This is a genomic window from Desulfovibrio sp. JY, from assembly GCA_021730285.1.
Taxonomy (GTDB): Bacteria; Desulfobacterota; Desulfovibrionia; order Desulfovibrionales; family Desulfovibrionaceae; genus Solidesulfovibrio.
Map to the genome: position 1 here is coordinate 1,417,449 of CP082962.1, position 24,383 is coordinate 1,441,831.

The window sequence follows — 24,383 nt, forward strand, 5'->3', positions numbered from 1 at the left end:
GCAAGGGCACGGCTTGCACGAAAGGCGCTTGTGCCGCACCATAGGGCGCATCGGAGGCAGCGTGCGCATCCTGAACCTGCACCATACCGCCTTTGTCCAGGTCTTTCGCGCCCTGGGGCACGAGGTGTTATCGCTCGGCACCACGGCCGATTGCGACGTGGCGCTTGGCGAAGCGCTTTCCCGAAACAGGCTTGGGGAACTGCTTGCCGCCCGCTTTCCCGATCCCGACTGCGTGTTCTGGTTCGATTCCTGCGAAGTGCCCTGGATTTTCGGCCTGGAGACCCTGCCCACGCTCACCATCGGTTATTCCGTGGACCAGTACATGCACCCCTGGCATGTGCCGTACAGCGCGGCCTTTGACGCTTTTTTCGTGGCGCAAAAGGATTTTCTGCCGCTTTTTACCGAGTGTCCGACAGGCCGACCCGCCTTCTGGTCGCCGCTTTTCTGCAATCCCCGACGCGACAAGGCAGGGGAGCAGGCGCGCGATATTCCCGTGTCCTTCGTCGGCACCCTGGACGGCCGGATCAATACAACGCGGCGCGCCTTTCTCGACGCCTTTCGCCAGCGCGCGCCGCTTTTCGCCACTACCGGCAGCTATGTGCCGATCTTTCAACGCAGCCGCATCGTGCTGAACCAGAGTGTGGCCGGGGAGCTCAATTTTCGGATTTTCGAGGCCATGGCCTGCGGCGCGGCCGTTTTGACCGAGGAGACCGGCAACGGCCTGCATGACCTTTTTACGCCCGGGGAGAACATCCTGACCTACAAGCGTGGCGCCCCGGCCGATGCCGCCCGTGTGGCGCAGGTCGCCCTGAACGACCCGGACCTCGCCGCGCTTGCCGCCGCCGGCCGCCGCACGGTGCTCGCCCATCACACCATCACCCAGCGGGCCAGAACCATCCTCGACACGGCCAAAAGCCTGATCGCTTCCCGCGCCCCGGCCAGGCGACTGGCCCAACTCCCCACAATAACCACCGAGATCCGCAAGGCCTACGCCATGCTGGCCGTGGACGAGCACCTGCCGCTCCCGGACGCGCAACGATTATTTTTTTTGAAGATGGCGGATGGTTCCGGGGGGAAACTTTTCTGAAGAAAAGTTTCCCCCCGGGCCCCCCTTCCAAAGACTTTTAGCGATTACAAAGTGTTATCGCTACAACATCTGTCACCGTAAAAAGTTTTTCGGAGGGGAGAGCGCGAGAGGGGGACCCTTTTTTCAAAAAGGGTCCCCCTCTCGCACTTTCTTTCCCTCTCTACCTCTTCGCTTCATACGGGCGCGCGTAGGGGTCGATGGTTTTACCACCCGTGCGGAGGGACTTCTTCCAGCCCATTTCGGCGATGCGCAGATAGAGCCAGCCGGGCATGGGGCAGGGCACCTGGATATTGGGGCTGGACAGATCGCTTTCGGTCGCCTCGCCGACGAGGAGCGCCGCTTTTTTCTCCAGGGCCTGCCGGGCGCGTCGTCCCAGGAAACCGAGCTTTTCCAGTTCCCGGCCCGTATAGAATCCGCCTCCGCCGACCGACACGCCGCCAAGCCAGGCAAACCCCAGTTGCGAGGCGGCCAGACGGCAGCCCTCCAAGGCGGCGTCGTTATTGCGCGCTTCGGGAAAGCCGCAATTGGCGATGGCCACAAAACCGGTTTGCCGAGTGGTGGCGATTCCGGCGCCAAGGGCGGCCAGATGGCTCAGAACGAACGTAACGTGCCCAGGCAGAAAATCGCCGTAGAGCGGGAAGGCAAGGGCAACGCCGTCCGCCTGTTCCACCAGCCTGACAAGCCGGTCGAAAGCCTCCTCGTTCTTGGCGGCTTCCAAAAGGCTTACGGTCTCCGTACGCGCGCCTCGAGCGGACAGGCATTTGGCCAGATAGCCGCCCAGCATGCCCGACACGCTGCCGGTGCGTTTCGGCGAACCGTTGCAAATGACGATTGTCGGCTGCTTTGGCGGTGCGGCGGGATGTTGCCCAAAGGAAAAGGCCTGCTCGAGCTTGGCGCGCCACATTTCCGGCGTCGCATCCGCCTGGACAACGCAGGACGCTTTACGGACTGAACCCAGATTGGCCGCGTTGCGATCCAGGAGCCCTTGAAAAAGGCGCTCCTGCTCGACATCCCGGTGCGGCAGCCAGCCAAGGCTGATGAGGTCGGGATTGCGGCCATAGCGCAGGGGATGTCGCGTACGCCCCTCGACCGTATGGAAAAACGGCAGCAGGGTGGAGAGCACGCAACGCTCGAGGAGCATCTTCATTTGTCCGGACAACCCGCCAAAGACAACAGGCGAGGCGGTAACGACCACATCGGCGGCGACAAGCCGGCCGGTAAGTTCCCGGCACGGGTCGTCGATCAGGCACCGGCCGGGCGTCTTGATCCAGCAACCGAAGCAGCCTTTGCACGGCGACACGCAAAGACTTTCCACATCGACCACATCCAGGGCGTAGCCGGCTTCCCGGGCCGTTTCCCGCACCAGGCCGCGAAAAACGTCTTTTGCCGCCCCATCCTGCCCAAGCCCGTCCAGAAACAAACAAATTTTTGCCATACCGAGTCCTCCTGGATTGTATCCATGTTGGCAATGGCAACATCCGTGTATCTTCTCATGTGGACATCGTCAACATTGTTTGCTTCAATACTGGGCAAGGAACACGACGACCCATGCATGATGACGCCTATCACCACGGCAATCTACGGAAAGCGTTGCTCGATGCCGGCGAACGGCTGCTTGAGCGGGACGGAGGAGGGGGCATCAGCCTGCGGGACCTGGCCCGCACGGCCGGGGTGAGCCATGCCGCGCCGTATAGGCACTTCGCCTCCAAGTCCGACCTGCTGGCCGCCTTGGCGACGCGCGGCTTCGACCGGCTGCATGAAGAGCTGGACAGGATCTCGGCCGCTGCGGACCTGGACGCCGGGGAGCAATTCCTGGCGTCTTGCAAATGCTACATCGACCTCGGCGTCACCCGGCCGGCCATGTACCGGCTCATGTTCGGCGACGCCGCGCGGCTGGAGCACGCGAACCCGGAATTGCGAGAGGCGGGAAAGAGGGCGTTCGACGCGCTGGTCGCGTCCATTGTCCGGGGCCAGGAAGCGGTTTTTTTCCGCCAGGGACCGCCCCATATCCTGGCCGTGACCGTGTGGGCCATGGTCCACGGGCTGACGGATCTGGCCATCGCGGGGCATCTGCCGTCGGAATGCGGCCTTGCCCCGGATGGCGAAAACGTCAGCGACGCGGCCTGCGCCTTGCTGCTCAGCGGTCTTGTGCTTCCCGACCGGGAACCCTGACCGAGACGCGTTCCACCACCTTGCGGTAATAGTCCGCATCCTGCTCCAGGTTGACCGGCCGCCGGCGGCGGGCGTTGACCTTCATGACAAGGTAATTGAGCTTTTGCATCTGCTTGTACCGTTCCTGCTCGTCGGTCGCGGCGGCAAGCAGTTCGGCGGCCGTCATGATCTCTTTTTCCTGCGTCAGCTCTTCGGGCACGTAGCCGGCGTTCTTGAGGATCTTGTAGGCCATGCGCAGGTCCTCGGGGATCATGGAATCGTCCTCGTAAACAATCTTCTTGCCCTTGCCCTCGAGGTTCTCGAACTCCCCCTTGCGCATGGCCGCGGCAATGCGCTCCTCGGCAATGATGCTCACGGCAAAAAGCATGGCCCTACCTCATTGCTGTTGCATGAATTTCTGGATGCGCGGCAGACCGCCATCGAGCCAGGCCACGACCTTGGGCACGACGCGGCCCAGGGCATCGGAGGCGGCATTGGCCACGGCGTCGCCGCTGAAATTATCCAGCGGCGCATAGGCGTTGAAGTCCCCGCTGGAAATACGCGTCCCCAGATTCCGGGACCACAGGTCGAGGTGGAGCGACACCACGAACCGGCCGCCCTCGGTCTCGTCCACGTTGAACGCGGTAAGCTGGCCGGTCAGGACCGCGTCATGGGTCACGCGCGGCTGGTAATCGACCGGGGTCAGGCTCGCGGACTGGCATTCGATGCCGTGGCGCAGGGCCTGTCCCACCAGGTCCTGGGGCGCGCCTTCCCAGTAGTACTGGAGGCTCGCGGTCAGCACATTGTCATGGGCGGTCAGGACCGCGGTGCGGTCCAGGTTCTCCAGTGCCTTGAGCGGCTTGATCCCGAGCGGCAGGCGCTGTTGGGCATTGGCGGAGCCGGGGCAGGGGGCCTGGCCCAAATCCACTCGCAGGTATTGCTGGGGCGGCGGCGGCTTGCCGAAACAACCGGCAAGGCTCGCGCCCAGGATCAGGCTGAAAACAATCCAAACGGCGATATGGGAAAAACGCTTCATATCATCTACCCGCTGGCGGCCGGATAAGCTCCCAGGGCCGCTCGCGCAGCCGGCCCATGAGGTCTTTGACTTCCCGGCTCGTCCGGTTGAGGTTTTTGAGAATATCTTCCATTTGTTCCTGGTCGTAATTGAAGCCCTGGCGCACATCGGTCACAAGGCCGCCGATGCCGTCGGTCTTGCGCTGGATATTGACGAGCGTCCTGACCAGTTCCCTTTCCACCGAAGACACGGCCTTGTCCATGCGCTTAAGCGATGCGTCCAGGGTATCGGCCGCCTTGCCGCCCTTGGTCGAGAGCTTGTCCCAATTGGTGCGAAAATCGTTGGCCGCCCGGCGCAGATCCTCCACCAGCTTGGGCGTGTTTTCCAGGGCCCGGCGCAGGGAGTCGGTGTTCTCCTTGCTGAAAAGCTTGTCGATGTTGTCGGCGATGTCGTTAATTTTCGGCCGGATGTCATTGAGCAGGTCTCCCGCCTTGGCCGCCAGTTCCTGCATATCCATGGTGGGTATGGACGGGATCGTTTGGCCGGGCTCCAAGCGCGCTCCAGGCTCGCCGCGCAGGTCGAGCAGAACATAATAATCGCCCACCAGCCCCTTTTGGGCAATGCGGGCCACGGTTCCGGAAAACAGCGGAAACCCTTGTTTGATGTCGACCTTCACGGCGATGTAGTGCGGATCGCCGGGGTCGAGGTCTATGGACGCCACCCGGCCGATATCCAGACCCGCGTATTTGACGGTCCGCCCGGGGCTCAAATCCTTCACCGAAGTGAACCGGATCAGATAATGGTCGTATTTGACCCAGAACCAGTTACCGCCAAGCACCACCATGAACGCGCCCAGGATGCAAAGGCCAAGCAGCAGCGTCCCGTAGGCCTTGAAGTAATCCGAGCGACTCGCCTTGGCTGACAGCATCAATCCCCCTCGGATGCGGCGCACGGAACCGCCATGGCATGTCGGCGCGCCACGAGGTCGGCCCATGGTTCTTCCAGAATGCGGCTTTCCCGGGACGGCAACCGACGCAGAAACTGCCCGATAAACGGGTCGTCGCAAGCCGCCAGATCGGGCAGGGACCCCTGAAACAGCATTTTGCCGGAACCCAGCACCACCACATGGTCGGCAATGGCGTACAGGCTTTCCAGGTCATGGGTCACGACCACGATGGTCATGTCAAACGTGGCCTTGAGTTCGAGAATGAGCTGATCCATGTCCGCGGCCGTGATGGGGTCCAGACCCGATGTCGGTTCGTCGCACAACAGCACGGCCGGATCGAGGGCCATGGCCCGGGCCAGCCCGGCCCGCTTGCGCATGCCCCCGGAAAGTTCGCTCGGGAAATAGTTCATGAAGTCGCCAAGGCCCACCAGACGCAGCTTGAGTCCGACCACTTCCTCGATAAGCGAATTGGACAACTCGGTGTGTTCGCGCAGGGGCAGGGCGATGTTCTCGCCCAGGCGCAACGAGCCCAGAAGCGCCCCATCCTGAAAGAGCACTCCCATGTGCCGGAGCATGACCAGCCGCTCGCCGGCGTCCATGGCCGCCATGTCGCGACCGCCGAGGACGATGCGCCCCGATTTTATGGGGACCAACCCGATGATGTTACGCAAAAGCGTGGATTTGCCGCAGCCCGATCCGCCCAGGATCACGCTGACTTTCCCGCCGGGGAGGGTGGTTTTCACACCGGAAAGCACCACCCGCTCGCCGTATCCGACGCAGACGTCCTGCAAACTGATATCCGGCGATTCCAGGCGACCCGCCACGCAACACTCCTTTTTCAGCGAAAGATATAATTGAGGGCCGTAAAAAACAAATCCAAAAGAATCATAAGGAAGATGGATTGCACCACCGCCCGGGTCGTGCGACGGCCGACGTCGGCCGCGCCTTCCCGGGCCAAAAAGCCCTGCCAGCAGGCGATAATCGTAATGGTTACGCCAAACCCGGCGCTTTTGACCAGCCCCGCGAGCAGATCGCGCATGGTCAGAAACCCGGCGGTCTGAAGAAAATAGGCCTTGCCGGAAAGTCCCAGGGCCAGGGCGGAAAAAATGCCGCCGGCCGATATGCCGATGCAGTCGCCCCACAGGGTGAGCAGGGGGGCCATGACGCACATGGCCGCGAATTTCGGCCAGACCAGAAACCGGACCGGGTCCACCCCCATGACCTCCAGGGCGTCGATCTCCTCGGAGATGCGCATGGTGGCGATTTCGGCGGTAAAGGCCGCGCCGGCCCGGCCGGCCATGATGAGGCAGGTGAGAAGCGGCCCGAGTTCGGTGATGATGGAATAGCCGACCAGATTGGCCACGTAGCTCAGGGCCCCGACCTTTTCCAGCTGGGTGGCGGATTGCAGGGCCAGGATGATGCCGACGCAGGCGGAGATGATGCTGATGATCGGCAGCGAATCCGCCCCGATCCAGGCCATGTGCGACCAGGTCCGCGAGCGCAGATACGTCTTGGTGCGCCGCAGCGGGTTGAGCGTCCCCCTGGCGCAACGTATCAGCCCCGAAACCAACCAGACAAGTGTGGCCGCTTCCCCCTGCGCCATAGCTTATTGTCTCCTGAAGTGGATAGATGCGAGAGGGGAAACCCTTTGAAAAGGGTTGTCCCCTCTCGCGCTCTCCCTTTCCTAAACTTTTTACCTTGTGGACGGGAGTGAGTGAACCCTTTTTAAAAGTCTTTGGAAAGGGGGTCCGGGGGGAAACTTTTCTTCAGAAAAGTTTCCCCCCGGTTCTCTCTTTTCCTGCCCTAATCAGGCAGGCCGAACAGATCGGACAGCTGCGTCAGGTTGAAGAGCTTGCGGACCTGGGGCGAAATCGACCGGATAGCCACCGACCGACCCGTTTCCGCCAGTTGCTTGCGCAGTTCGAGCAGCAGGGCCAGACCGGAACTGTCGATGTAGGTCAGGTCCGCCAGGTCCAGCTCGATATCCTTCCCCGTCTTGCCGACAAGTTCCAGCAGGCGCTCCCTGACCGTGGGCGTGACCGAAAAATCGATTTCGCCCGAAAATACGATCCGCCCGGGCGCGTCCCCGGTCGTCACCCGCCAATGGGCTTCCTTGCGTGCGTCGTGGTCGTCCAAACCGCCTCCCGCCGTCCCTGCGTTTGCCAAACAAGGCCCAGCCATACGAGCCCCCGGACCGGACCGCCAATGCCGCCTCACCTTGCGTTTATTCGCCGCCCTCGGCGGTGAGCGTCTCGGCCAAACCGAAATGTTCGAGGAGCCCGGCCAGTTCGCGGCGTGAGCTGTAGTGAAAGGTGATTTTGCCGTGATCGACCGAACCCGCCGCCTTGACCATGACGCCAGCCCGCTCCGTGAGCGGACCTTCGATGTCCCGGAGCACCTGTTCCAAAACGGCTTTTTTGGCCGGACGCGCTGTTTTTTCCCGAACGGACCTGGCGCCGCTTTCGGGCAGCTTCCCGTGTATCTTGGCGTAGCCGGCCGCGTCCTCGGCCTCGCGCACACTGCATCCCGTCTCCACGATATACCGCCACAAGGCCTCGCAGAGGGCCGGGTCCGGCAGCGACAACAGCGCCCGGGCATGGCCGGCGGTCAACACGCCCTTGGCCAAATCCTCCTGGATGGGCGCGGGGAGTTGCAGCAGGCGCAGGGCGTTGGCCACGGCGGGGCGGCTTTTGCCCACTTTTTTGGCCAGCGCTTCCTGGCTCATGCCGAACCGGGTCAGGAGCAGATGCAGACCGCTGGCTTCCTCCATGGGATTGAGGTCTTCGCGCTGAAGATTTTCCACCATGGCCAGGGCCAGGCTTTGTTCGTCGTCCACTTCCCGCACGAGGACCGGGATTTCGGTCAGGCCGGCCAATCGGGCGGCCCGCCAGCGGCGTTCGCCGGCCACGATCTCATGGGTTGCGCCCGAGGCATCGGCCACCGGACGCACCAGCACGGGCTGCAACAAGCCCTGTTCCCTGATCGAAGCCGCCAGATCGGTCAGGGCATCCTGGTCGAACGCCCGGCGCGGCTGTTCCGGGTTGGGGCGGATGGCTTCCAGGGCAAGGGTCTGCACATCCCCCCCCGGCTTGTCGTCCCGATAGCCGCCAAGCAGGGCTTCGAGTCCCCTGCCGAGTCCTTTCTGGGCCTGCGCCATGCCATATTCCTTCTTGCAACGTTTGCGCGCGCACCGTATCCGTGATCGGACTTGACGCGCGATGCGGGAACGTTACCTTCTTTTCATGTCTTTTGAAATGGCCGTCTCGTGACGCAATCGCGCCAATCCGTAAAAACCGTCCAAGGAGCCCTTCGTGCCACCCATCTCAGCCCATTTCCTGGAACTCTACGATGCCGCCGGCGCCTTGCGCGGCGTGCGGTTAAGCCCCGAACTGTGGGAAGCCGTCAGGGACAACCTGCTGCCCGTCATCGAAAAAGCGCTGTATGTCCTGGACCCGTCCTGTCGCCCGGAGCCGGAAGAACGTCCCGAGCCCATCGGGGACTGGGAGAACCTGCTGGCCTACTGGGATTTCACCTATGAGCCGAGCTATGACGTGGCCTGCGCCCATTGCGGCGCATCCACCGAGGACTGGCGCCAGGACGACCCGCGCAAGTTCCGCTTGCGCGCGGCCAACCTCGGGGGACTGGTAACCTTCCAGTGCCAGTCCTGCAAGTCCCTCGTGCTCAAAAAGCATTTCAAGAAGCATCTCACCGTGGAATGCCAGCCCTTCGTGGAGCACAAATAACCCTCGCACCGCCCAAAAAAGGCCGCTTCCGAGAGGAAGCGGCCTTTTTTGTTTCACGTGAAACACCGTGTTACCGGCGGCATCGTGAAAAGAGAACGTCGAGGGTTATCCGAAATATCTTCCTATAAGGCAGTACGGCACAAAACTCAGGCCGGCTGACGTCGGACGACTTCCTGGGCCAGGGACAGATAGGCCGAGGCGCCACGGGATTTGACGTCGTGGGTCAGGACAGGCTTGCCGTAACTGGGCGCTTCGGACAGACGGATATTGCGCGGAATAAGGGTCTGGAAATACAGCTTGGGAAAGCATTTCCATATCTCGCGCTTGACATGGCGATTGAGCTTGTTGCGGCCGTCATACATGGTCAGGGCCACGCCAAGCAGCGTCAGACGGTTATTGAAGCGTTTGCGCACCTGGTCAAACGTACGCAGCAACTGGGCGATGCCTTCCAGGGCGTAGTATTCGCATTGCAGCGGCACGAGCAATTCGCTGGCCGCGCAAAGGGCGTTGAGGGTCACCAGTCCCAGGGAGGGCGGACAATCGAGCAGGATGTACTCATAGTCATCCTGCACAGTGTCGATCAAGGCCCGGAGGAAATATTCCCGGCGCGGTTTGTCCACCAGCTCGATTTCTGCCGCCACGAGATCGGGACCGGAAGGAAGCACGCTCAGAAAGGGGAGTTCCGTGCCGACGATAGCTTCCTTGGCCCGGGCCGGTTCATACAAGACCGTGTACAGATTTTCGCTGACCTGGTCGGGATAGACGGAAAGACCGCTGCCGGCATTGGCCTGCGGATCACAATCGATCAGCAGGGTTTTTTTTTCCATGACGGCCAGGGATGCGGAAAGATTGACCGCCGTCGTGGTCTTGCCGACGCCGCCCTTTTGATTGGCAATAACGATGACCCGCGCCATAAGCCCTCCTCGATCCCATATGATCAGCCAGGGCGCAACGCGCCACGGCGCAGACATGTTTCACGTGAAACAGTGGAAAAGGCTTAATCGCGGAACATGCGATGGCAGTACGATTGCGCGTCATCAAGGGACTCGACGAGCATGACGCATCCTTCCACGTCGCCCTTTTTGACGGCATTGAGCAGCTGTCCGGCAAGATGGGAAAAATCCTCGGCCTCGTCCATCCACGTTTCACCGGCCTGCTGGTGCAGGCGCTGGGCTAAGCGGAAAAAACGATTCACATCCGCTTCTTCAGGAAGATTGGCTTCCGCGACCTGGCTTTGGATTTTCGTAAAAACCGTTTCAAGATCACGTTTCGTGGTCTGGAATTCCATTACCTGGTTCCGTCCTTGAGGCAGTTTGAACGTTGGTAACAGCTTCGATTAGTGTACCTTATCCATCCTGTCAATATCAAGCCCGGTAATATTGCCGGTACCACTCAATAAACCGGGCAATGCCGGTTTCAATGGGCGTCGACGGCTTGAATCCCACGTCACGAATCAGATCGTCAACATTGGCATAGGTTGCCGGAACGTCGCCAGGCTGCAACGGCAACATCTCCTTAATTGCTTTTTTACCCAATGCATCTTCAATAGTCTCGATAAAATGCATAAGGGTAACACTATTGTTGTTGCCAATGTTATACAGCCGATACGGTGCTATACTACTGCCGGGATCGGGAGATGCAGGATTCCAAGTTGGATTGGGTGTTGGAGTATTTTGCGTCACCCGGACAACCCCTTCCACTATATCGTCGATGTACGTAAAATCACGCTCCATACGGCCGTGATTGAAGACCTGGATGGGCTTGTCTTCAAGAATGGCTTTTGTAAATAAAAACAAAGCCATATCCGGACGTCCCCAGGGACCGTACACTGTAAAAAACCGCAATCCGGTACACGGAAGCCCATACAGATAGCTGTAGGAATGAGCCATCAACTCGTTGGATTTCTTGGACGCGGCATACAGGCTGATAGGGTGGTCCACATTGTCGTGGACGGAAAAAGGCATGGTCGTATTGAGGCCGTACACGGAGCTGGACGAAGCGAAGACGAAGTGGTCGACCTTGTTCTGCCGGCAATTTTCCAGAATGTTGAAATAGCCGAGCAGATTGGTTTGAACATAGTCTTCGGGATGCGTCAGACTGTGGCGCACGCCAGCCTGGGCGGCCAGATTGACCACATGGCTGAATTTGCCATCGGCAAAAAGGCTGTCCATGGCCGGACGATCGGCCATATCGGCCTTGACGAAACGGAACTGCTTCTCGGCGGCGAGAATATCGATCCGGTTCTGTTTGAGGCTGACGGAATAATACGGACTCATGTTGTCCAGGCCGGTCACGGTATGACCCATGGACAGAAATCGGCGGCATAAATGGAAGCCGATAAATCCGGCAGCGCCGGTGACAAGAATGTTCATGGCTCCTCTGGGTAGCTGTGAAAGGGTCCGCCGATTACAAGACACATCGACATGGCAATGCGATCACGCGTCGCCAAGCTGCTGGTTTTGTAGCGGATCGGATGGCGCCTCGACCGTGGAATCAGGTTCAGGATACTGTGTCGCGGGGTCCGGCGCAAGATCCGGCTGGGCTGCCGCGGCGTGGGTCGGAACATGAAAAAAAGAACGGATAAAATCAAGAGGAATAGGTAAAATAGTAGCCGCATGGCTTTCGGCGGCCATTTCCCGCATGGTTTGCAAATAGCGCAGCTGCAAGGCCTCGGGACGCACGGCGATGATGGTGGCCGCCTGGGCCAGACGCGTGGCGGCCTGGTATTCGCCCTCGGCGTTGATGACCTTGGCCCGGCGTTCGCGTTCGGCCTCGGCCTGCTTGGCCATGGCCCGCTGCATCTCCTGGGGCAGGTCGATGTATTTGAGCTCCACATTGGCGACCTTGATGCCCCAGGGGCCGGCGTGCTGGTCGAGAATGCCCTGGACACGCTCGTTGACCTTGTCCCGATGGGCCAGGATCTCGTCGAGTTCCACACCGCCGCAGACGCTGCGCAGGGTGGTCTGGGAAATCTGCGAGGTCGCGTACATGTAGTCCTCCACTTCCAGGATGGCCTTGATGGGGTCCACGACCCGGAAATAGACCACGGCATTGACCTTGATGCTGACGTTGTCGCGGGTGATGACGTCCTGGTTGGGCACGTCCATGGCAAAAGTGCGCATGGAAAGCTTGGTCATGCGGTCGATGATCGGAAAAAGCAGGATGAGCCCAGGCCCCTTGGCCCCGATGATGCGGCCGAGACGGAAAATGACGCCCCGCTCGTATTCGTTGAGCACGCGAAGCGAGGTCACGAGAATAAAAATGACAATGGCCAGGATGGGGATGAACGTGTACATGGCTCCTCCTTTGCCGGTTGTTAGCGGGCGGATGCGGGGGCATCGCCAGCGGTGACGACAAGCGTCATGTCCTGCGCGGCGACAATGCGGACGGATTGGCCGGGCACGAGCCGGCAGTCGGCGCAACCGGCATCCAGCCGGGCATTCCAAATTTCGCCGTTGACGAACACCTTGCCTGAATCTCCCTCGAAATGACGCACGGTGGCGTTTTCCCCGACAAGGGCCTCCAGACCGGAGCGGGGCTTTTGCCGTTGGGCCTTGGCCACGATCCAGCCGGCCAAAAGCAGGATCAGAGAGACGCCGGCCACAGTCGGGGCAATGACGGACAAGGGAAGGCCGGCCTGTCCGTCGTGCCGGAAAAGCAGCATGGACCCGATAAAAAGGGCGGCCACGCCGCTGACGCTCAAAAGGCCGTAGCTGGTCACGTACAGTTCCAGCAGAAAAAGGCCGCCGCCGAAAAGAAGCAGCAGCAGTCCCGTGATGTTGGTCGGCAGGATGGACAGGGCGTAGAGCGCCGGCAGGATGCACAAGCCGCCGACCACGCCGGGCAGGATGGCCCCGGGCGTGGTCAGCTCGAAAAAAATGCCGGCAACGCCGATCAGGAGCAGAATATAGGCCACCTGGGGATCAAGAAGCCAGGTCAAGAAGCCGTAGCGCCAACCGGGCTCATAGGGCGAAACGACCACCGCATCCGGGGAAAACCGCAGAACCTTGCCGCCGGATTCCAGGCCGCGCTTGCCGATCTGGGTCAGCAGATCCTGTTGGTCGACGGCAATGAAGTCCACGACCCGCTCGCGCACCGCCTCGGCCGCGGTCAGGTTCTCGGCATTGGCGACAAAACGCTGATACCATTTGGCGTTGCGGCCATGGGACAGGGCCATGCCCCGCACCAGGCTTTCCAGATCGTTTTGAATCTTCTTGTGCAGTGTTTTGCCCAGGTCGCCGCCGCCAGGCCCGACAGGCGATGCCGACCCGATGGTCGTAGCGGGAGCCATGGCGGTAATGGTCGCGGCCGCCATGAGAAAGACGCCGCCCGAGGCGGCTCTGGCCCCGGAAGGGGCAATCCAGATGGCAATGGGAACCGGGCTGCCGAGAATGGACGTCACCATGCGGCGCATGGGCTCGATACCGCCGCCCGGCGTATTGAGCCGCAGGACCAGCAGGGCGGCCCCGCGTTTTTTGGCCACGGCAATGGCGTCGTCGAGCATGTCGGCCTGGGCCGGGGAAATGGCGGCGTCCAGGGTGGCCGTGACAACGTCAATGGGCGCTTTCTGCGCCTGGGAAAGGGCCGGAACGAAGAGCAGCAGGGCGGCCAGCAGGCAAGAGGGGAAAAGGCGCTTAACCGCCGCCAAGGGCGCTGATGACTTCATGCCAGGCCTCCTTGTCGCCGCTGAGGAGGATGTCGGGATCGGCGAGCATGACAGGTTTGAGAGCAGGCAGTTGGCCATGCCAGGCAGCCGCTACTTCCGGGGCAGGGGCGCCGAAGACCGCCAGGATGGCCGGTTGCAGGAGCCGCAATCCGGCCAGGAAAATCGCCGTGTCGCGCGCCCGATCGTCGCTTTCCGGCAAACAGTAGGGCCAAAAGGCCACGGCATTGGCTCCGGAAAGTCCGATATCCTGGATGAGCCGCCGCCAAAGCCGGCCGCGCCTGGGGTCGGCCTGACCGGTCATGTCCAGGGACAAGGCCTCGTAGGTCAAAACGATACGGGGAGCGGAGGGCGCCTTGGCAAAAATCGAAGACCAGGGCTTGGGCCAGGCAGCCGGGTCCTCGCCAACCTGGGGAGGCGCTTCCACGGGCTCGGGCGATGTAAAGGGCTCAGGCGCAACATGCGGCGCGGGTTCGACCTGGAGAGCAGGCTCCCGCTCGGGCGCGCTCTCCGCGACCGCCTCGGCCAGGGGATCGATATAAAAATACCGGATGCCCGCCTGCTGCCAGACACGAAGCCGTTCCGGCACGTTTAAAAGCGATTCGTTGAGTCCCATATCTTCCAGGCCATTTCCGTTTTCGGCGCGCTTGCCCAGTGTTCGGTGCGGCCATCCGTGGCCAAAACTACGGCCTCGTTATCCAGGGCGGCAAACCCGGCATCGCTGCGGCCGATAGGATTGGCCACGATCAAGTCGCAATTTTTGCGCGTCAGCTTTCCCTTGGCGTTTTCCAGCAAATTGTCCGTTTCGGCGCAAAAGCCGACAAGCCTCTGCCCGGGGCGCTTTTTCTGGCCCATTGCCGCCAGGATATCATGGGTGGGAGAAAATGCCAGGGTCAGTTCCTTGCCGGCCACGGCCTTTTTGAACTTGCCGCCGCTGGGATGGGGGACGGGTGAAAAATCGGCCACGGCAGCGGTCATAACGGCCATGTCGCAGTCCGGCCAAGCGGTAAGACAGGCGTCGTGCATCTCTTTTGCGGTCGTGACCGGAACAACCGTGACATCGTCCGGAAACCACCAGGATACGGGTCCGGAAACCACGGTCACCGAAGCCCCGCGCAGCCAGGCGGCCATGGCCAGACAAGCGCCCATGCGGCCGGTGGAGGGGTTGGACCAGAACCGGGCGGCGTCGAAATACTCGCGTGTCGGCCCGAGGCTGACCAGCACCTTCTTGCCGGCCATGTCCTGCGGGGTGAGCGCCTTGAGGATGGCCGTGAAAATGGCCTCCTCGCCGGCAAGCCGCCCCCGGCCGGATTCGCCGCAGGCCATCTCGCCGCATTCGGGCATGACGCCGACGACGCCCCGCGAAAGGAGGGTTTGCCAATTGGCCTGGGTAGCGACGGCCTTCCAGAGCCGGGGGTTCATGGCCGGAGCCACGACCATGGTCCCTTCGAAAGCCAGGGCCTGGCAGGCGAGCAAATCGCCGGCCAAACCACAGGACAACCGGGCCAGGATGTCGGCCGTGGCCGGAACAATGGCCAGCACGTCGGCGGTCTGCGACGGGGCGAGATGGGCGAAATTGGCCGCTTCCGGGGAAAACATGTCGGTGTAGACGGGATCGGCCCCAAGGGCCTCGAAGGAAAGCGGGGTGACGAAACGTTGGGCGGCCGTGGTCAGGGTCACACCCACGGAAGCGCCCGAAGCGACAAGGCGTCGCAAAAGGGACAGGGCCTTGAAGGCGGCTACGGAACCGGTCACGCCGAGGTGTACCCGTCGTCCGGAATATCCTTTGAAATCGCAATGTGTTGTTGTCATAAGAATTCCCTGCGGCAATGCGCTAATAATCACCGGGATGATGGGGTATACGGCAAAGGCGGGAGAAGCGTAAAGATCGACCGGGAGGGTGGTCCATGGACAAGGCGGCCACATTACTCTTTGCGGGCGCATTGCGGGAGCTCTTGCGAAAACCCGCCGCACACGGCGAAGTCCTCTATCCCGTGACGCGGCAAACCTCGATAAAGGACGTTATCGAGGCCCTGGGGCCGCCCCATACCGAAATCCACGGCATCACCGCCGACGGCCTGCCGGTCGGGTTCGAACACAGGCTTGCCCAGGGCGAGCGCATCGAAATACGCCCGGCCGAACTTCCCATCGACGTCTTCAGGCCGACCCTGCTGCGGCCAACGCCGCTTCCCCCCGGCCCAAAGCGCTTCGTGGCGGACGCCAACGTCGGCCGGCTGGCCACGCTCCTGCGGCTGCTCGGATACGACGTGGCCTACGATAGGGACATGGAAGACAGGGAGCTGGCCCGCATCGCCTCGGAAGAAGGGCGCATCGCCCTGTCCCGGGACGTCAGCTGCCTGAAGCGGTCCAGGATCGTCCACGGCCGGCTGATCCGGGCCAACGATCCCCAACAACAACTGCGCGATATCCTGCGTGCCTATGGCCTGACGCCGCCCTATGCGGCGTTTTCGCGCTGCCTGCGCTGCAACCGGGTGCTAAATCCGGTGGAGAAAAAGGACGTCCTGGACCGGCTGTTGCCGAAGACGAAGCGGTATTACGAAACGTTCTCGACGTGCCCGCAGTGCGGGCGCATCTATTGGGCGGGCTCGCATTACGAGCACATGCAGGGCTTTCTCCGGGAGATTCTCGAAGGGGAGGGGACGCTCAGCCGTTAAGCCCCTTGTCGCGGTACAGGGCCAGATGCCACTCGTAAATGCGCTGGGCCATGTCGTCGATGACGTTGTCCGTGATCTTTTTCCACTCGACCTTGCCGGTTTCCTCCAGCCGCACGCCGTTGGCCACGAATTCCAGGCCCAGGGTCATGTCGTGGGACAGGGGATCGGGCTGCACATTGTTGATCTTGCCGACCAGCCAATACTCGCCGCGCAGCTTGGGTGCGTTCTCCACAAAGGTAAAAAACAGGATGAAGCGATCCCCCTTGTTGGGGGCGAGATTCTTTTCCTTGAGCAGATCCCGTCGCAACAGCAGGCGCAGGCCGCCGGCCGAGATGTTTTCCAACTGCGCCAGGGACGCCTTGAAATGGCTGTGGGAGACGGTGGGCTTGGCCAGATCGAAACCGCCTTTGGCATCGTAGCGCCAAAGGGCGATATGGCTGAATTGCTCCAGGTCGGGCTTCATCCGCAGGCTTTTGCGGCGCTGGGCCCCTTGCAGAGAACCGGGAAAGGAGATGGCGATCTGGGGAAGCCGTTGTTGTTGGTTGCGGATACGCAGGATGGTCGTATCGAAGCTATAAAAAATTTCCCGGTGGCGGTGCTCGCGTTCAACAATCTTAAAAAAACAGGTGATCGTCTGGCCGATGAATCGTTCCTTGACCGTGGCCAGGCCGCTGAGTTCCAGAACAAGTCCGACATCGTTTAAGGCCATGATGTTGGCCGTGACGCCTGTGATAGTGGTGGTCTGGGAATCGAATTTGACGTGGACCTTCGAGCGCTGGGCCATGGCCTCGTCCAGGATGCCGGCATTGCGCCGATGTTCCTGTTCCTCCTCACGGGAGGGCTTTTTCTTGCGAAGCATGTCCAGCACCATGGCGTGGTATCCAGCTTGATTTATTTTAAATGCTTGAGTTTTTGCGCAACCGCCAACGGGTTTGGATAGAGGGTGCGCACCCGCTCGTAATAGGTTCTGGCCGCAGCCTTGTCATGCGCGGTTTCGGATAACTGGCCCAGGGCGAAACCGGCCTCGCCGCGTACGGGAGCCGGGACGCGCTGATCGGCAAAAAGAGTATGCAAAATCGGTTCCGCTTCACGGGTCCGGTCGAGCTGCATGAAAAGCCGGGCCCGGGCCAGATCGCACCGGGATTTGCTCCCGGCATCATCGACCCGGTCGCGGCAAAGATCGTAGGCGGCAAGGGCCCCGGCCGTATCCCGGGCCAAAGCGCGGGCATGGGCCAGTTCCAGGCAGGCTTTGGCCTGCGTAGTCGCATCAAGGCCGGGCAGGACGATTGCGCCTTGAAGCAGTTTCGTCGCCTTGGCGTAATCCTTAAGCTCCAGATGCAGCCTGGCGGCCCGCAGCGCCAATCCGGCCTGCGTGGCGACATTCCCGGCGTTTTCGAGAACAGCGGTTTCCAGAAGCAGCGCGGCCTTGCGCGGCGAGACGCGGATATCCTGGCTGATATCGGCCAGTCGCAGCCAGGCTTCAAGCCGGGCCGCACCCTTGGGAAAATGTTCGAGATAGATCTGGTAGTCGTGCTCGGCGTCGCCGTAGCGACCATCAAGAAAGGCCTGTCTGGCCGTATCGAGAAGATCCTCCTCGGGCGACCGGACAGGCCTGTGACAGGCGGCCTGGAAAACGAAAAGAAGGATCAGGCCGCCTGTCAGGAAGGGTTTTAGGAAAGCTCGGTGGTTTGACACTGCGTGGGATCGCTCGGATCGACCAGATCGAATCCCGTGACCGCCACGTCGCCCTCCATGCGCACGAGCATCACGCCCTGGGTGGCGCGACCGACGGTGCTGATGTCGGACACGGACAGCCGGATGATCTTGTTGGCCGAGGTGAGAAGCAGCAGCTCGTCCTCGGCGCTCACCATGACCGCGCCGATGACCTGGCCGGTTTTCGGCGTCACGCGCATGTTGATGACGCCCGAGCCGCCCCGGTTGCGCAGGGGATAATGCTCGATGGAGGTGCGCTTGCCGTAGCCGTGGGCCGAGATGGTCAGGACCTCGCTTCTGGCGTTGCCGGTCATGATGACCCCGGCCGCCACCCGGTCCTGGCCCTTTAAGGCAATGCCCTTGACGCCTGCCGCCGCCCGGCCCGTGGCGCGGATGCCGGAGATACGAAAACGGTTGGACAGGCCCTGGTTGGTGGCCAGCAACACTTCGGCGTTGTCGTCGATCTCTTTTACGGTGAGCAGTTCGTCGCCATCCTTGAGGGTGACGGCGATAATGCCCGTACTGCGGCAATTCTTGTACAGGTCGGTGCAGGAGCGCTTGACCATGCCCTTGCGGGTCACAAAGAGGAAATAGCGCTCGAAGGAGAACTCGCGGATGGCCAGCGCCGTGGCCACGAACTCCTCCTTGTCCATGGGGAGCAGGTTGGCGATATGCGCCCCCTTGGCCGTGCGCTGTCCTTCGGGAATCTGGTGCACGGGCAGCATGAACATGCGGCCAAGGTTGGTGAATAAAAGCAGTTGCTGGTGGTTGGTGGTGGCGCAGAAGGACTGGACGAAATCGTCGCCCGAGGTGGACACCCCGGCCACGCCCTTGCCGCCGCGCTTTTGCTGCTGGTAGCTGTCGACCTTGGTGCGCTTGATGTAGCCGCGCCGGGACAGGGTGATGACCACGTCCTCGTCCGGAATGAGGTCGAGGATGTTGATGCCTTCCAGGTCCTCGAGAATCTCGGTCTTGCGCGGCGTGGCGTACTTGTCCTTGATCTCCGTGATCTCGTCGCGGATGACGCCGCGCAGGACTTCCTCGTTTTCCAGGATGCTGCGCAGGTACTCGATGAGCTTAATCAGCTCGTTGTACTCGTCGATGAGCTTTTGGCGCTCGAGGTTGGTCAGGCGCTGCAAACGCATGTCCAGGATGGCCTGGGCCTGCCGCTCGGACAGTCCGAAACGCTCCATCAGGCGCTCGCGGGCCTCGATGGCGTTTTTCGAAGCCCGGATGATGGAAACGACCTCGTCGATGTTGTCGAGCGCTATGCGCAGGCCTTCGAGGATGTGGGCGCGTTCCTCGGATTTGCGCAGGTCGAAGGCCGTTCGCCGCAGCACCACTTCCCGGCGATGGGCCAGAAAGTGTTCGAGCATCTGCTGGATGTTAAGCGTGGCCGGCCGGTTGTCGGCCACCACCATCATGTTGATGCCGAACGAGGTCTCAAGGGGCGTATACTTGTACAGGGCGTTTATGACGATGTCCGGAATGACGCCCTTTTTGAGGTCAAGGACGATGCGGATGCCCTTGCGGTCGGACTCGTCGCGCAGGTCGGACACGCCTTCGATGCGGCCGTCGTTAATGAGCGCCGCGATCTTTTCCACCAGCGACGATTTGTTGAGCGCGTAGGGAATCTCGCGAATGACCACGGCCTGGTGGTCCTTCTTGCGCTCCTCGATCTCGGCCTTGCCGCGGATTTTGATGGTCCCGCGCCCGGTGGTGTAGGCGTCGAAAAGGCCCTTGCCGCCGTAGATGGACGCGCCGGTGGGAAAATCCGGCCCCTTGATCAGCCCGAGGAGCTCCGAGATGGGGCAGGAGGGGTTGTCGAGCTGATGGAGCAGGCCGTCGCACAACTCGCCCAGGTTATGGGGCGGGATGTTGGTGGCCATGCCCACGGCGATGCCCGAGGAGCCGTTTAAAAGCAGGTTCGGCACCTTGGTGGGCAACACCTCGGGTTCGTTTAGGGAGTTGTCGTAGTTTGGACGAAACCCGACCGTCTCCTTTTCGATGTCGGCCAGAAATTCGCCGGCCAGACGCGACATGCGCACTTCGGTGTATCGCATGGCCGCCGCGGCGTCGCCGTCGATGGAGCCGAAGTTGCCCTGGCCGTCCACGATGGGATCGCGCATGGAAAAATTCTGGGCCATGCGCACCAAGGCGTCGTAGACCGACTGGTCGCCGTGCGGATGGTATTTACCGATGACGTCACCGACGACGCGCGCGGACTTCTTGTACGGCCGGTTGAACGTGTTGGACAACTCGTGCATGGCGTACAAAATGCGCCGGTGCACGGGTTTGAGCCCGTCGCGTACGTCCGGAATGGCCCGGCCGATGATGACGCTCAAGGAGTACTCCAAATAGGACTTCTTGAGCTCTTCCTCGATGTTGATCACATTACTCACGGTATATCGCCTCCGGCGCGGGCAGGAGGGGCTTCGCCCCTCCTGCACCACCCCACCAGGGGCGCTGCCCCTGGACCCCGCCAGGGGAATAATTCCCCTGGACCCTTTAATGGGTTCTATTTATTTTCTATCCTGCGAATTTCCGCAGACCGCATTACCCCGTTAAAAGTCTTTGGAAGGGGGGTCCGGGGGGAAACTTTTCTCCAGAAAAGTTTCCCCCCGGATGCCTTCCCCCTCCCTAAATATCCAACTCCCGCACCGTTAAGGCGTTACGTTCGATGAAGGTGCGGCGGCCTTCGACTTTTTCCCCCATGAGCTGGTCGAAGATGTCGTTGGCGTCGCCGGCGTCCTGGATGGAGACTTGCAGAAAGCTGCGTTTCTCCGGGTTCATGGTGGTTTCCCAGAGCTGTTCCGGGTTCATTTCGCCAAGACCTTTGTAGCGCTGGATGTTGATGCCTTTTAAGGCGTCGTCCATGAGCGTCTTGTAGAGTTCGAAGAAACCGGCCACCTGCCGGGATTCCTCCTTGCGGGTGATGGTCAGCGGCATCTCCGGGCACTCGGCCAGGAGTTCGCCATAGGTCTGGTGGGCATAGCGGTAGATCTTAGAGCTGAAAAACTCCACGGCGATGCGGTGCCTGGCCTGGTTGGCGGCGATAAAGACGGCGTAAAGCCGTTTCTCGTCGTCGATCTCCTCGGTTTCGATCTCGAACTCGAAGCCTTTTTCGGCCAGATACGGCATGAACCCGGAAGGCAGGGTTTCCATGGCGGCGAAATCGGACGGCGTCAGGCGATCATAGCCGAGCAGGATGGTCAGGATATCCTCGGGCAGGCCATAGGTCGCTGCCTCGTGAATGCGGGCCTCGAGGGAACGGATGCTCTCGAGGAGCGGGGAGAGGGCTTCGCCGACAAAGACCTTTTCGCCGGAAGCCACGGACACGTCCTGGCCGATGCGGCCCATGAGGAAGGTGGAGAGCTCCTCGTCGTCCTTGATGAACTTCTCGAAATCGCCCTTGAAGACGCGGTAGAGCGGCGGCTGGGCGATGTAGATGTAGCCGTTATCGATGAGCCTTTCGTAGCGCCGGAAGAAGAAGGTGAGGAGCAGGGTGCGGATGTGCGCCCCGTCCACGTCGGCATCGGTCATGATGACGATCTTGTGGTAGCGAAGGCGCGCGTAGTTCTCGGTTTCCTTTTCCTCGTCCTCCTCGCCCATGGTCGGCGTCGGGCCCATGGCGGTGATGAGGTTCCGGATTTCCTTGTTGCCGAGCATCTTGTCGGTGCGGGTGCGCTCGACGTTTAAGATCTTGCCGCGCAGCGGCAGGATGGCCTGGAAGCGCGGATCGCGCCCCTGCTTGGCCGAGCCGCCGGCCGAGTCGCCCTCGACGATGAAGAGCTCCGATTCCTCGGGGTTCTTGCTCTGGCAGTCGGCCAGCTTGCCGGGAAGGGAATGGTCGGAGAGCGCGCCCTTGCGCCGCACCAGCTCCTTGGCCTTGCGCGCCGCCTCGCGGGCTCTGGCCGCGTCCACGGCCTTTTCCACGATGGCCTTGGCGTCTTTCGGGTTTTCCTCGAAATGGACGTTCATGGACTCGAAGACGACCTTGGACACGATGCCGACGACTTCGGAGTTGCCGAGCTTGGTCTTGGTCTGGCCTTCGAACTGGGGTCCGGGCAATTTCACCGAGATGACGGCGGTGAGCCCTTCGCGCACGTCGTCGCCGGTCAGCTTCTGCTTGAATTTCTTGGGCAGGTCCGACTTCTCGATATAGGTGTTGATGGCCCGGGTGAGCGCCGTCTTGAACCCGGCCAGGTGGGTGCCGCCTTCGCGGGTGCGGATGTTGTTGGCGAAGGTCAGCACCTCTTCCTTGTAGTTGGCGTTGTATTGCAGGGCGAAGTCGGTGACGATGCCGTCGATCTCGCCCGTGCCGTCGATGATGTCGTGGATGGTCTGCTCGCCGGCGTTGAGGTCGGCCACGAAGCGCCTGAGCCCGCCGTCGAAACGGTAGGTGACGCGTTCGTTGCTGCGCTCGTCGCGGAAGTCGATCTCCAGGCCCCGGTTGAGGTAGGCCAGCTCCTCGAAACGCTTGACCAGGGTTTCGTGGGAGAACTGGTTGGTCTCGAAGATCTCGTCGTCGGGCTTGAAGCGGATGGTGGTGCCGGTGGAATCGGCCTCGCCGATCACGGTCAGCGACGTCACCGGTATGCCGCGCTCGTAGCGCTGCTGGTACCTCTTGCCGTCGCGGCGCACCGTGACCTCGAGGTATTCCGACAGGGCGTTGACGACCGAAACGCCGACGCCGTGCAGGCCGCCCGAGACCTTGTACGTTTCGTTGTCGAACTTGCCGCCGGCGTGCAGCACGGTCATGACCACTTCCACGGCCGGGCGTTTTTCCTTGGGGTGCATGTCCACGGGGATGCCGCGGCCGTTGTCCGAGACCGTCACCGAGTTGTCCAGGTGGATGGTCACGACGATGCGGTCGCAAAATCCGGCCATGGATTCGTCGATGGAGTTGTCCACGACCTCCCAGACGAGGTGATGCAGGCCCCGGCCGTCGGTCGAGCCGATATACATGGCCGGGCGTTTGCGTACGGCCGAAAGCCCCTCCAGGACGGTGATGGAACTGGCGTCGTAGGCCTGGGGGCCGTGGGCCGCCTGGGGCGTGTTGTCCTGACTCATGCGATGTCTTCCTCGCTATAGTACGTCTCTTCCACAATTTTCATGGGCATGATGATGACCAGGCAGTCGCCGTCTTCCTCGCCGGTGATGCCGCAGGGACCTTCGGCGCCGGTCATGGCCAGGCTGACTTTGGGCGAATGGAAATGCCCGAGGATATCGAGCAGGTCCTTGGTGGGAAAGGCCACCTTGTCCAGGCTGCCGGTAAACGCGCATTCCAGGGTTTCGGTGGCCTCGCCGGCCTCCTGGCCCTGGCTGCGCAGCGACAGCTCCGTGGGATTGTCGAACAGGAAGTAGGCGCACCGGTTGTTGTCGGTGTTGAAGATGGCCACGCGTTCCAGGGCGTCCATCAGCTCGTCGCGGTTGATGGCGAGCGTCGAGACGCCGTCGGTGGCCAGTTTGGACACGAAGGTGTTGTAATCCGGGTACTGGTAGTAGCTTAAAGGCAGGCTGAACGTCTCGATCTTGGGTGCTACGGCCTCGTTTTCCGCGTCCTTTTCCTGGGTGCGGAAGAAAAGCCGCTTCTGGCTGATGGCCAACTCGATCTCGTCGGCGGAGAGCCAGCGCTTGAGTTCGGCCACGTATTTCTTCTGGATGAGGATGCCGTCGGCCGGCAACATGGCGTGGATGTCGTCGTTTAAAAAGCCGACCAGGGAAAACTGGTGGCCGTTTAAGCCGCAGACCTCGACCTTGGCCTCGTCGGCGGGCTTTAAGACCATGCAGGCCATGGCCTCCATGGTGTCCTCGTCGGAGATGCAATAGGCCACGCGGTCGATGAGTTCCTGGAGGAAGTCGCCGGACCAGGTGACCGCGCCTTCCTCGGGGAAGGGCGAGAAATTCTGAAACCAGTTGCGGTCGGACACGGGCAGCTTGTACCGCCGCGAGCCCTGTTTGATGAGCAGGTTGCCCGACTCGGCGTCGAGGGTGAGCCCGATTTCGCCCGGAGGAAGCTTCCTGACCAGTTCGAAGAAGCTTTTGCCCTGCACGCCGCAAAGCCCTTCCTCGGTCACTTTGGCCGCGTACTGGCCGGTGAATTCGAGGCTCGAGTCCGTGGACAGAATGCGCAGGACGTCGCCTGTGGCCTCGAGCCAGATGGTGCGCAGGAACGCCGCCCCGGTCTTGGCCGGGATGATGCCCGAGGATTTTTGCAGGCCGTCGATGATGTCGTTGCGGAAAACCTTAAGTTGCATGCGCGTCTCCTTGGCCGGCGCGAAACGCACGCCGTCTTTTATCAAGCAAAGGGAAAGAATTTAGTTGGATCAGTAGAAGGCCGTTCGTTTGTTCCATTATGTCATAACATCTTGTGATTATATCGAAAAA

At 61.4% G+C, this 24,383-nt stretch carries 24 protein-coding genes; 4 read left to right on the forward strand and 20 right to left on the reverse strand.

Features of this window, described 5'->3' with window-relative positions:
- Positions 1-61 precede the first annotated feature (61 nt).
- Complete coding sequence (locus K9F62_06320; GenBank protein ID UJX42286.1) at positions 62-1,087, forward strand: glycosyltransferase; 1,026 nt, start codon at positions 62-64, stop codon at positions 1,085-1,087.
- 160 nt (positions 1,088-1,247) lie between these two features.
- Here K9F62_06320 and K9F62_06325 read toward each other — a convergent pair whose 3' ends face one another.
- Positions 1,248-2,522 carry a flavodoxin family protein gene (locus K9F62_06325; protein ID UJX42287.1) on the reverse strand — a complete coding sequence of 425 codons (1,275 nt, stop codon included), beginning with the start codon at positions 2,520-2,522 and terminating at the stop codon, positions 1,248-1,250.
- 113 nt (positions 2,523-2,635) lie between these two features.
- Here K9F62_06325 and K9F62_06330 point away from each other — a divergent pair, with 113 nt between their 5' ends.
- Complete coding sequence (locus K9F62_06330; protein ID UJX42288.1) at positions 2,636-3,259, forward strand: TetR/AcrR family transcriptional regulator; 624 nt, start codon at positions 2,636-2,638, stop codon at positions 3,257-3,259.
- Here the strand turns inward: K9F62_06330 and K9F62_06335 are convergent.
- The 7 genes from K9F62_06335 to K9F62_06365 all read right to left on the reverse strand — a co-directional run bounded on the left by K9F62_06335 (position 3,225) and on the right by K9F62_06365 (position 8,356).
- On the reverse strand, positions 3,225-3,626 hold the full coding sequence (locus tag K9F62_06335) for a DUF1992 domain-containing protein (protein ID UJX42289.1): 402 nt from the start codon (positions 3,624-3,626) through the stop codon (positions 3,225-3,227). The genes K9F62_06330 and K9F62_06335 overlap by 35 nt on opposite strands.
- 9 nt (positions 3,627-3,635) lie before the next feature.
- Complete coding sequence (locus tag K9F62_06340; protein UJX42290.1) at positions 3,636-4,274, reverse strand: ABC-type transport auxiliary lipoprotein family protein; 639 nt, start codon at positions 4,272-4,274, stop codon at positions 3,636-3,638.
- A 1-nt stretch (position 4,275) separates the two neighbouring features.
- Positions 4,276-5,181 carry an MlaD family protein gene (locus tag K9F62_06345; GenBank protein ID UJX42291.1) on the reverse strand — a complete coding sequence of 302 codons (906 nt, stop codon included), beginning with the start codon at positions 5,179-5,181 and terminating at the stop codon, positions 4,276-4,278.
- Positions 5,181-6,023, reverse strand: coding sequence for an ATP-binding cassette domain-containing protein (locus tag K9F62_06350; GenBank protein ID UJX42292.1), 843 nt, complete (start codon positions 6,021-6,023; stop codon positions 5,181-5,183). The genes K9F62_06345 and K9F62_06350 overlap by 1 nt, the downstream gene beginning before the upstream one ends.
- A gap of 14 nt (positions 6,024-6,037) precedes the next feature.
- Positions 6,038-6,802, reverse strand: a complete 765-nt coding sequence (locus K9F62_06355) for an ABC transporter permease (protein ID UJX42293.1) — start codon at positions 6,800-6,802, stop codon at positions 6,038-6,040.
- Positions 6,803-7,002: 200 nt separating this feature from the next.
- Entirely contained in the window at positions 7,003-7,380 is a 378-nt protein-coding gene (locus K9F62_06360; protein UJX42294.1) for an STAS domain-containing protein, read from the reverse strand.
- A 43-nt stretch (positions 7,381-7,423) separates the two neighbouring features.
- Positions 7,424-8,356, reverse strand: a complete 933-nt coding sequence (locus K9F62_06365; protein UJX42295.1) for a ParB/RepB/Spo0J family partition protein — start codon at positions 8,354-8,356, stop codon at positions 7,424-7,426.
- A gap of 154 nt (positions 8,357-8,510) precedes the next feature.
- On the opposite strand from K9F62_06365, the gene K9F62_06370 reads away from it, so the two are divergent.
- Positions 8,511-8,942 carry a hypothetical protein gene (locus K9F62_06370; protein UJX42296.1) on the forward strand — a complete coding sequence of 144 codons (432 nt, stop codon included), beginning with the start codon at positions 8,511-8,513 and terminating at the stop codon, positions 8,940-8,942.
- A 146-nt stretch (positions 8,943-9,088) separates the two neighbouring features.
- Here the strand turns inward: K9F62_06370 and K9F62_06375 are convergent, their stop codons facing one another.
- The 7 genes from K9F62_06375 to coaBC form a co-directional block, all read right to left on the reverse strand.
- The gene (locus tag K9F62_06375; GenBank protein ID UJX42297.1) at positions 9,089-9,856 is read right to left on the reverse strand and encodes an AAA family ATPase; all 768 of its coding nucleotides are present in this window, start codon (positions 9,854-9,856) and stop codon (positions 9,089-9,091) included.
- A gap of 83 nt (positions 9,857-9,939) precedes the next feature.
- Positions 9,940-10,230 (reverse strand): GAK system XXXCH domain-containing protein, encoded by a 291-nt coding sequence (locus tag K9F62_06380; protein UJX42298.1) that lies wholly within the window; start codon positions 10,228-10,230, stop codon positions 9,940-9,942.
- A 76-nt stretch (positions 10,231-10,306) separates the two neighbouring features.
- Positions 10,307-11,314 carry an NAD-dependent epimerase gene (locus tag K9F62_06385; protein ID UJX42299.1) on the reverse strand — a complete coding sequence of 336 codons (1,008 nt, stop codon included), beginning with the start codon at positions 11,312-11,314 and terminating at the stop codon, positions 10,307-10,309.
- A gap of 63 nt (positions 11,315-11,377) precedes the next feature.
- Complete coding sequence (locus K9F62_06390; GenBank protein ID UJX42300.1) at positions 11,378-12,238, reverse strand: slipin family protein; 861 nt, start codon at positions 12,236-12,238, stop codon at positions 11,378-11,380.
- Positions 12,239-12,258: 20 nt separating this feature from the next.
- Positions 12,259-13,608 carry a nodulation protein NfeD gene (locus K9F62_06395; GenBank protein ID UJX42301.1) on the reverse strand — a complete coding sequence of 450 codons (1,350 nt, stop codon included), beginning with the start codon at positions 13,606-13,608 and terminating at the stop codon, positions 12,259-12,261.
- Entirely contained in the window at positions 13,577-14,221 is a 645-nt protein-coding gene (locus tag K9F62_06400; protein UJX42302.1) for a hypothetical protein, read from the reverse strand. The genes K9F62_06395 and K9F62_06400 overlap by 32 nt, the downstream gene beginning before the upstream one ends.
- Positions 14,197-15,417, reverse strand: coding sequence for a bifunctional phosphopantothenoylcysteine decarboxylase/phosphopantothenate--cysteine ligase CoaBC (gene coaBC, locus K9F62_06405; protein ID UJX42303.1), 1,221 nt, complete (start codon positions 15,415-15,417; stop codon positions 14,197-14,199). Before coaBC ends, K9F62_06400 begins: the two co-directional genes overlap by 25 nt.
- Positions 15,418-15,512: 95 nt before the next feature.
- Between coaBC and K9F62_06410 the strand changes: the two genes are divergently transcribed.
- Positions 15,513-16,280, forward strand: coding sequence for a Mut7-C ubiquitin/RNAse domain-containing protein (locus tag K9F62_06410; GenBank protein UJX42304.1), 768 nt, complete (start codon positions 15,513-15,515; stop codon positions 16,278-16,280).
- Here K9F62_06410 and K9F62_06415 read toward each other — a convergent pair.
- The 5 genes from K9F62_06415 to dnaN form a co-directional block, all read right to left on the reverse strand.
- Positions 16,270-17,151, reverse strand: coding sequence for a pilus assembly protein PilZ (locus K9F62_06415; GenBank protein UJX42305.1), 882 nt, complete (start codon positions 17,149-17,151; stop codon positions 16,270-16,272). The two genes, K9F62_06410 and K9F62_06415, sit on opposite strands and share 11 nt — an antisense overlap.
- A 20-nt stretch (positions 17,152-17,171) precedes the next feature.
- Complete coding sequence (locus K9F62_06420) at positions 17,172-17,975, reverse strand: hypothetical protein (GenBank protein ID UJX42306.1); 804 nt, start codon at positions 17,973-17,975, stop codon at positions 17,172-17,174.
- On the reverse strand, positions 17,951-20,395 hold the full coding sequence (gene gyrA, locus K9F62_06425; GenBank protein ID UJX42307.1) for a DNA gyrase subunit A: 2,445 nt from the start codon (positions 20,393-20,395) through the stop codon (positions 17,951-17,953). Before gyrA ends, K9F62_06420 begins: the two co-directional genes overlap by 25 nt.
- A gap of 238 nt (positions 20,396-20,633) precedes the next feature.
- Positions 20,634-23,066: a DNA topoisomerase (ATP-hydrolyzing) subunit B gene (gene gyrB, locus K9F62_06430; GenBank protein UJX42308.1), complete on the reverse strand. Its 2,433-nt coding sequence runs from the start codon at positions 23,064-23,066 to the stop codon at positions 20,634-20,636.
- Positions 23,063-24,253: a DNA polymerase III subunit beta gene (gene dnaN, locus K9F62_06435; GenBank protein UJX42309.1), complete on the reverse strand. Its 1,191-nt coding sequence runs from the start codon at positions 24,251-24,253 to the stop codon at positions 23,063-23,065. The genes gyrB and dnaN overlap by 4 nt, the downstream gene beginning before the upstream one ends.
- Between the last annotated feature and the right edge of the window lie 130 nt (positions 24,254-24,383).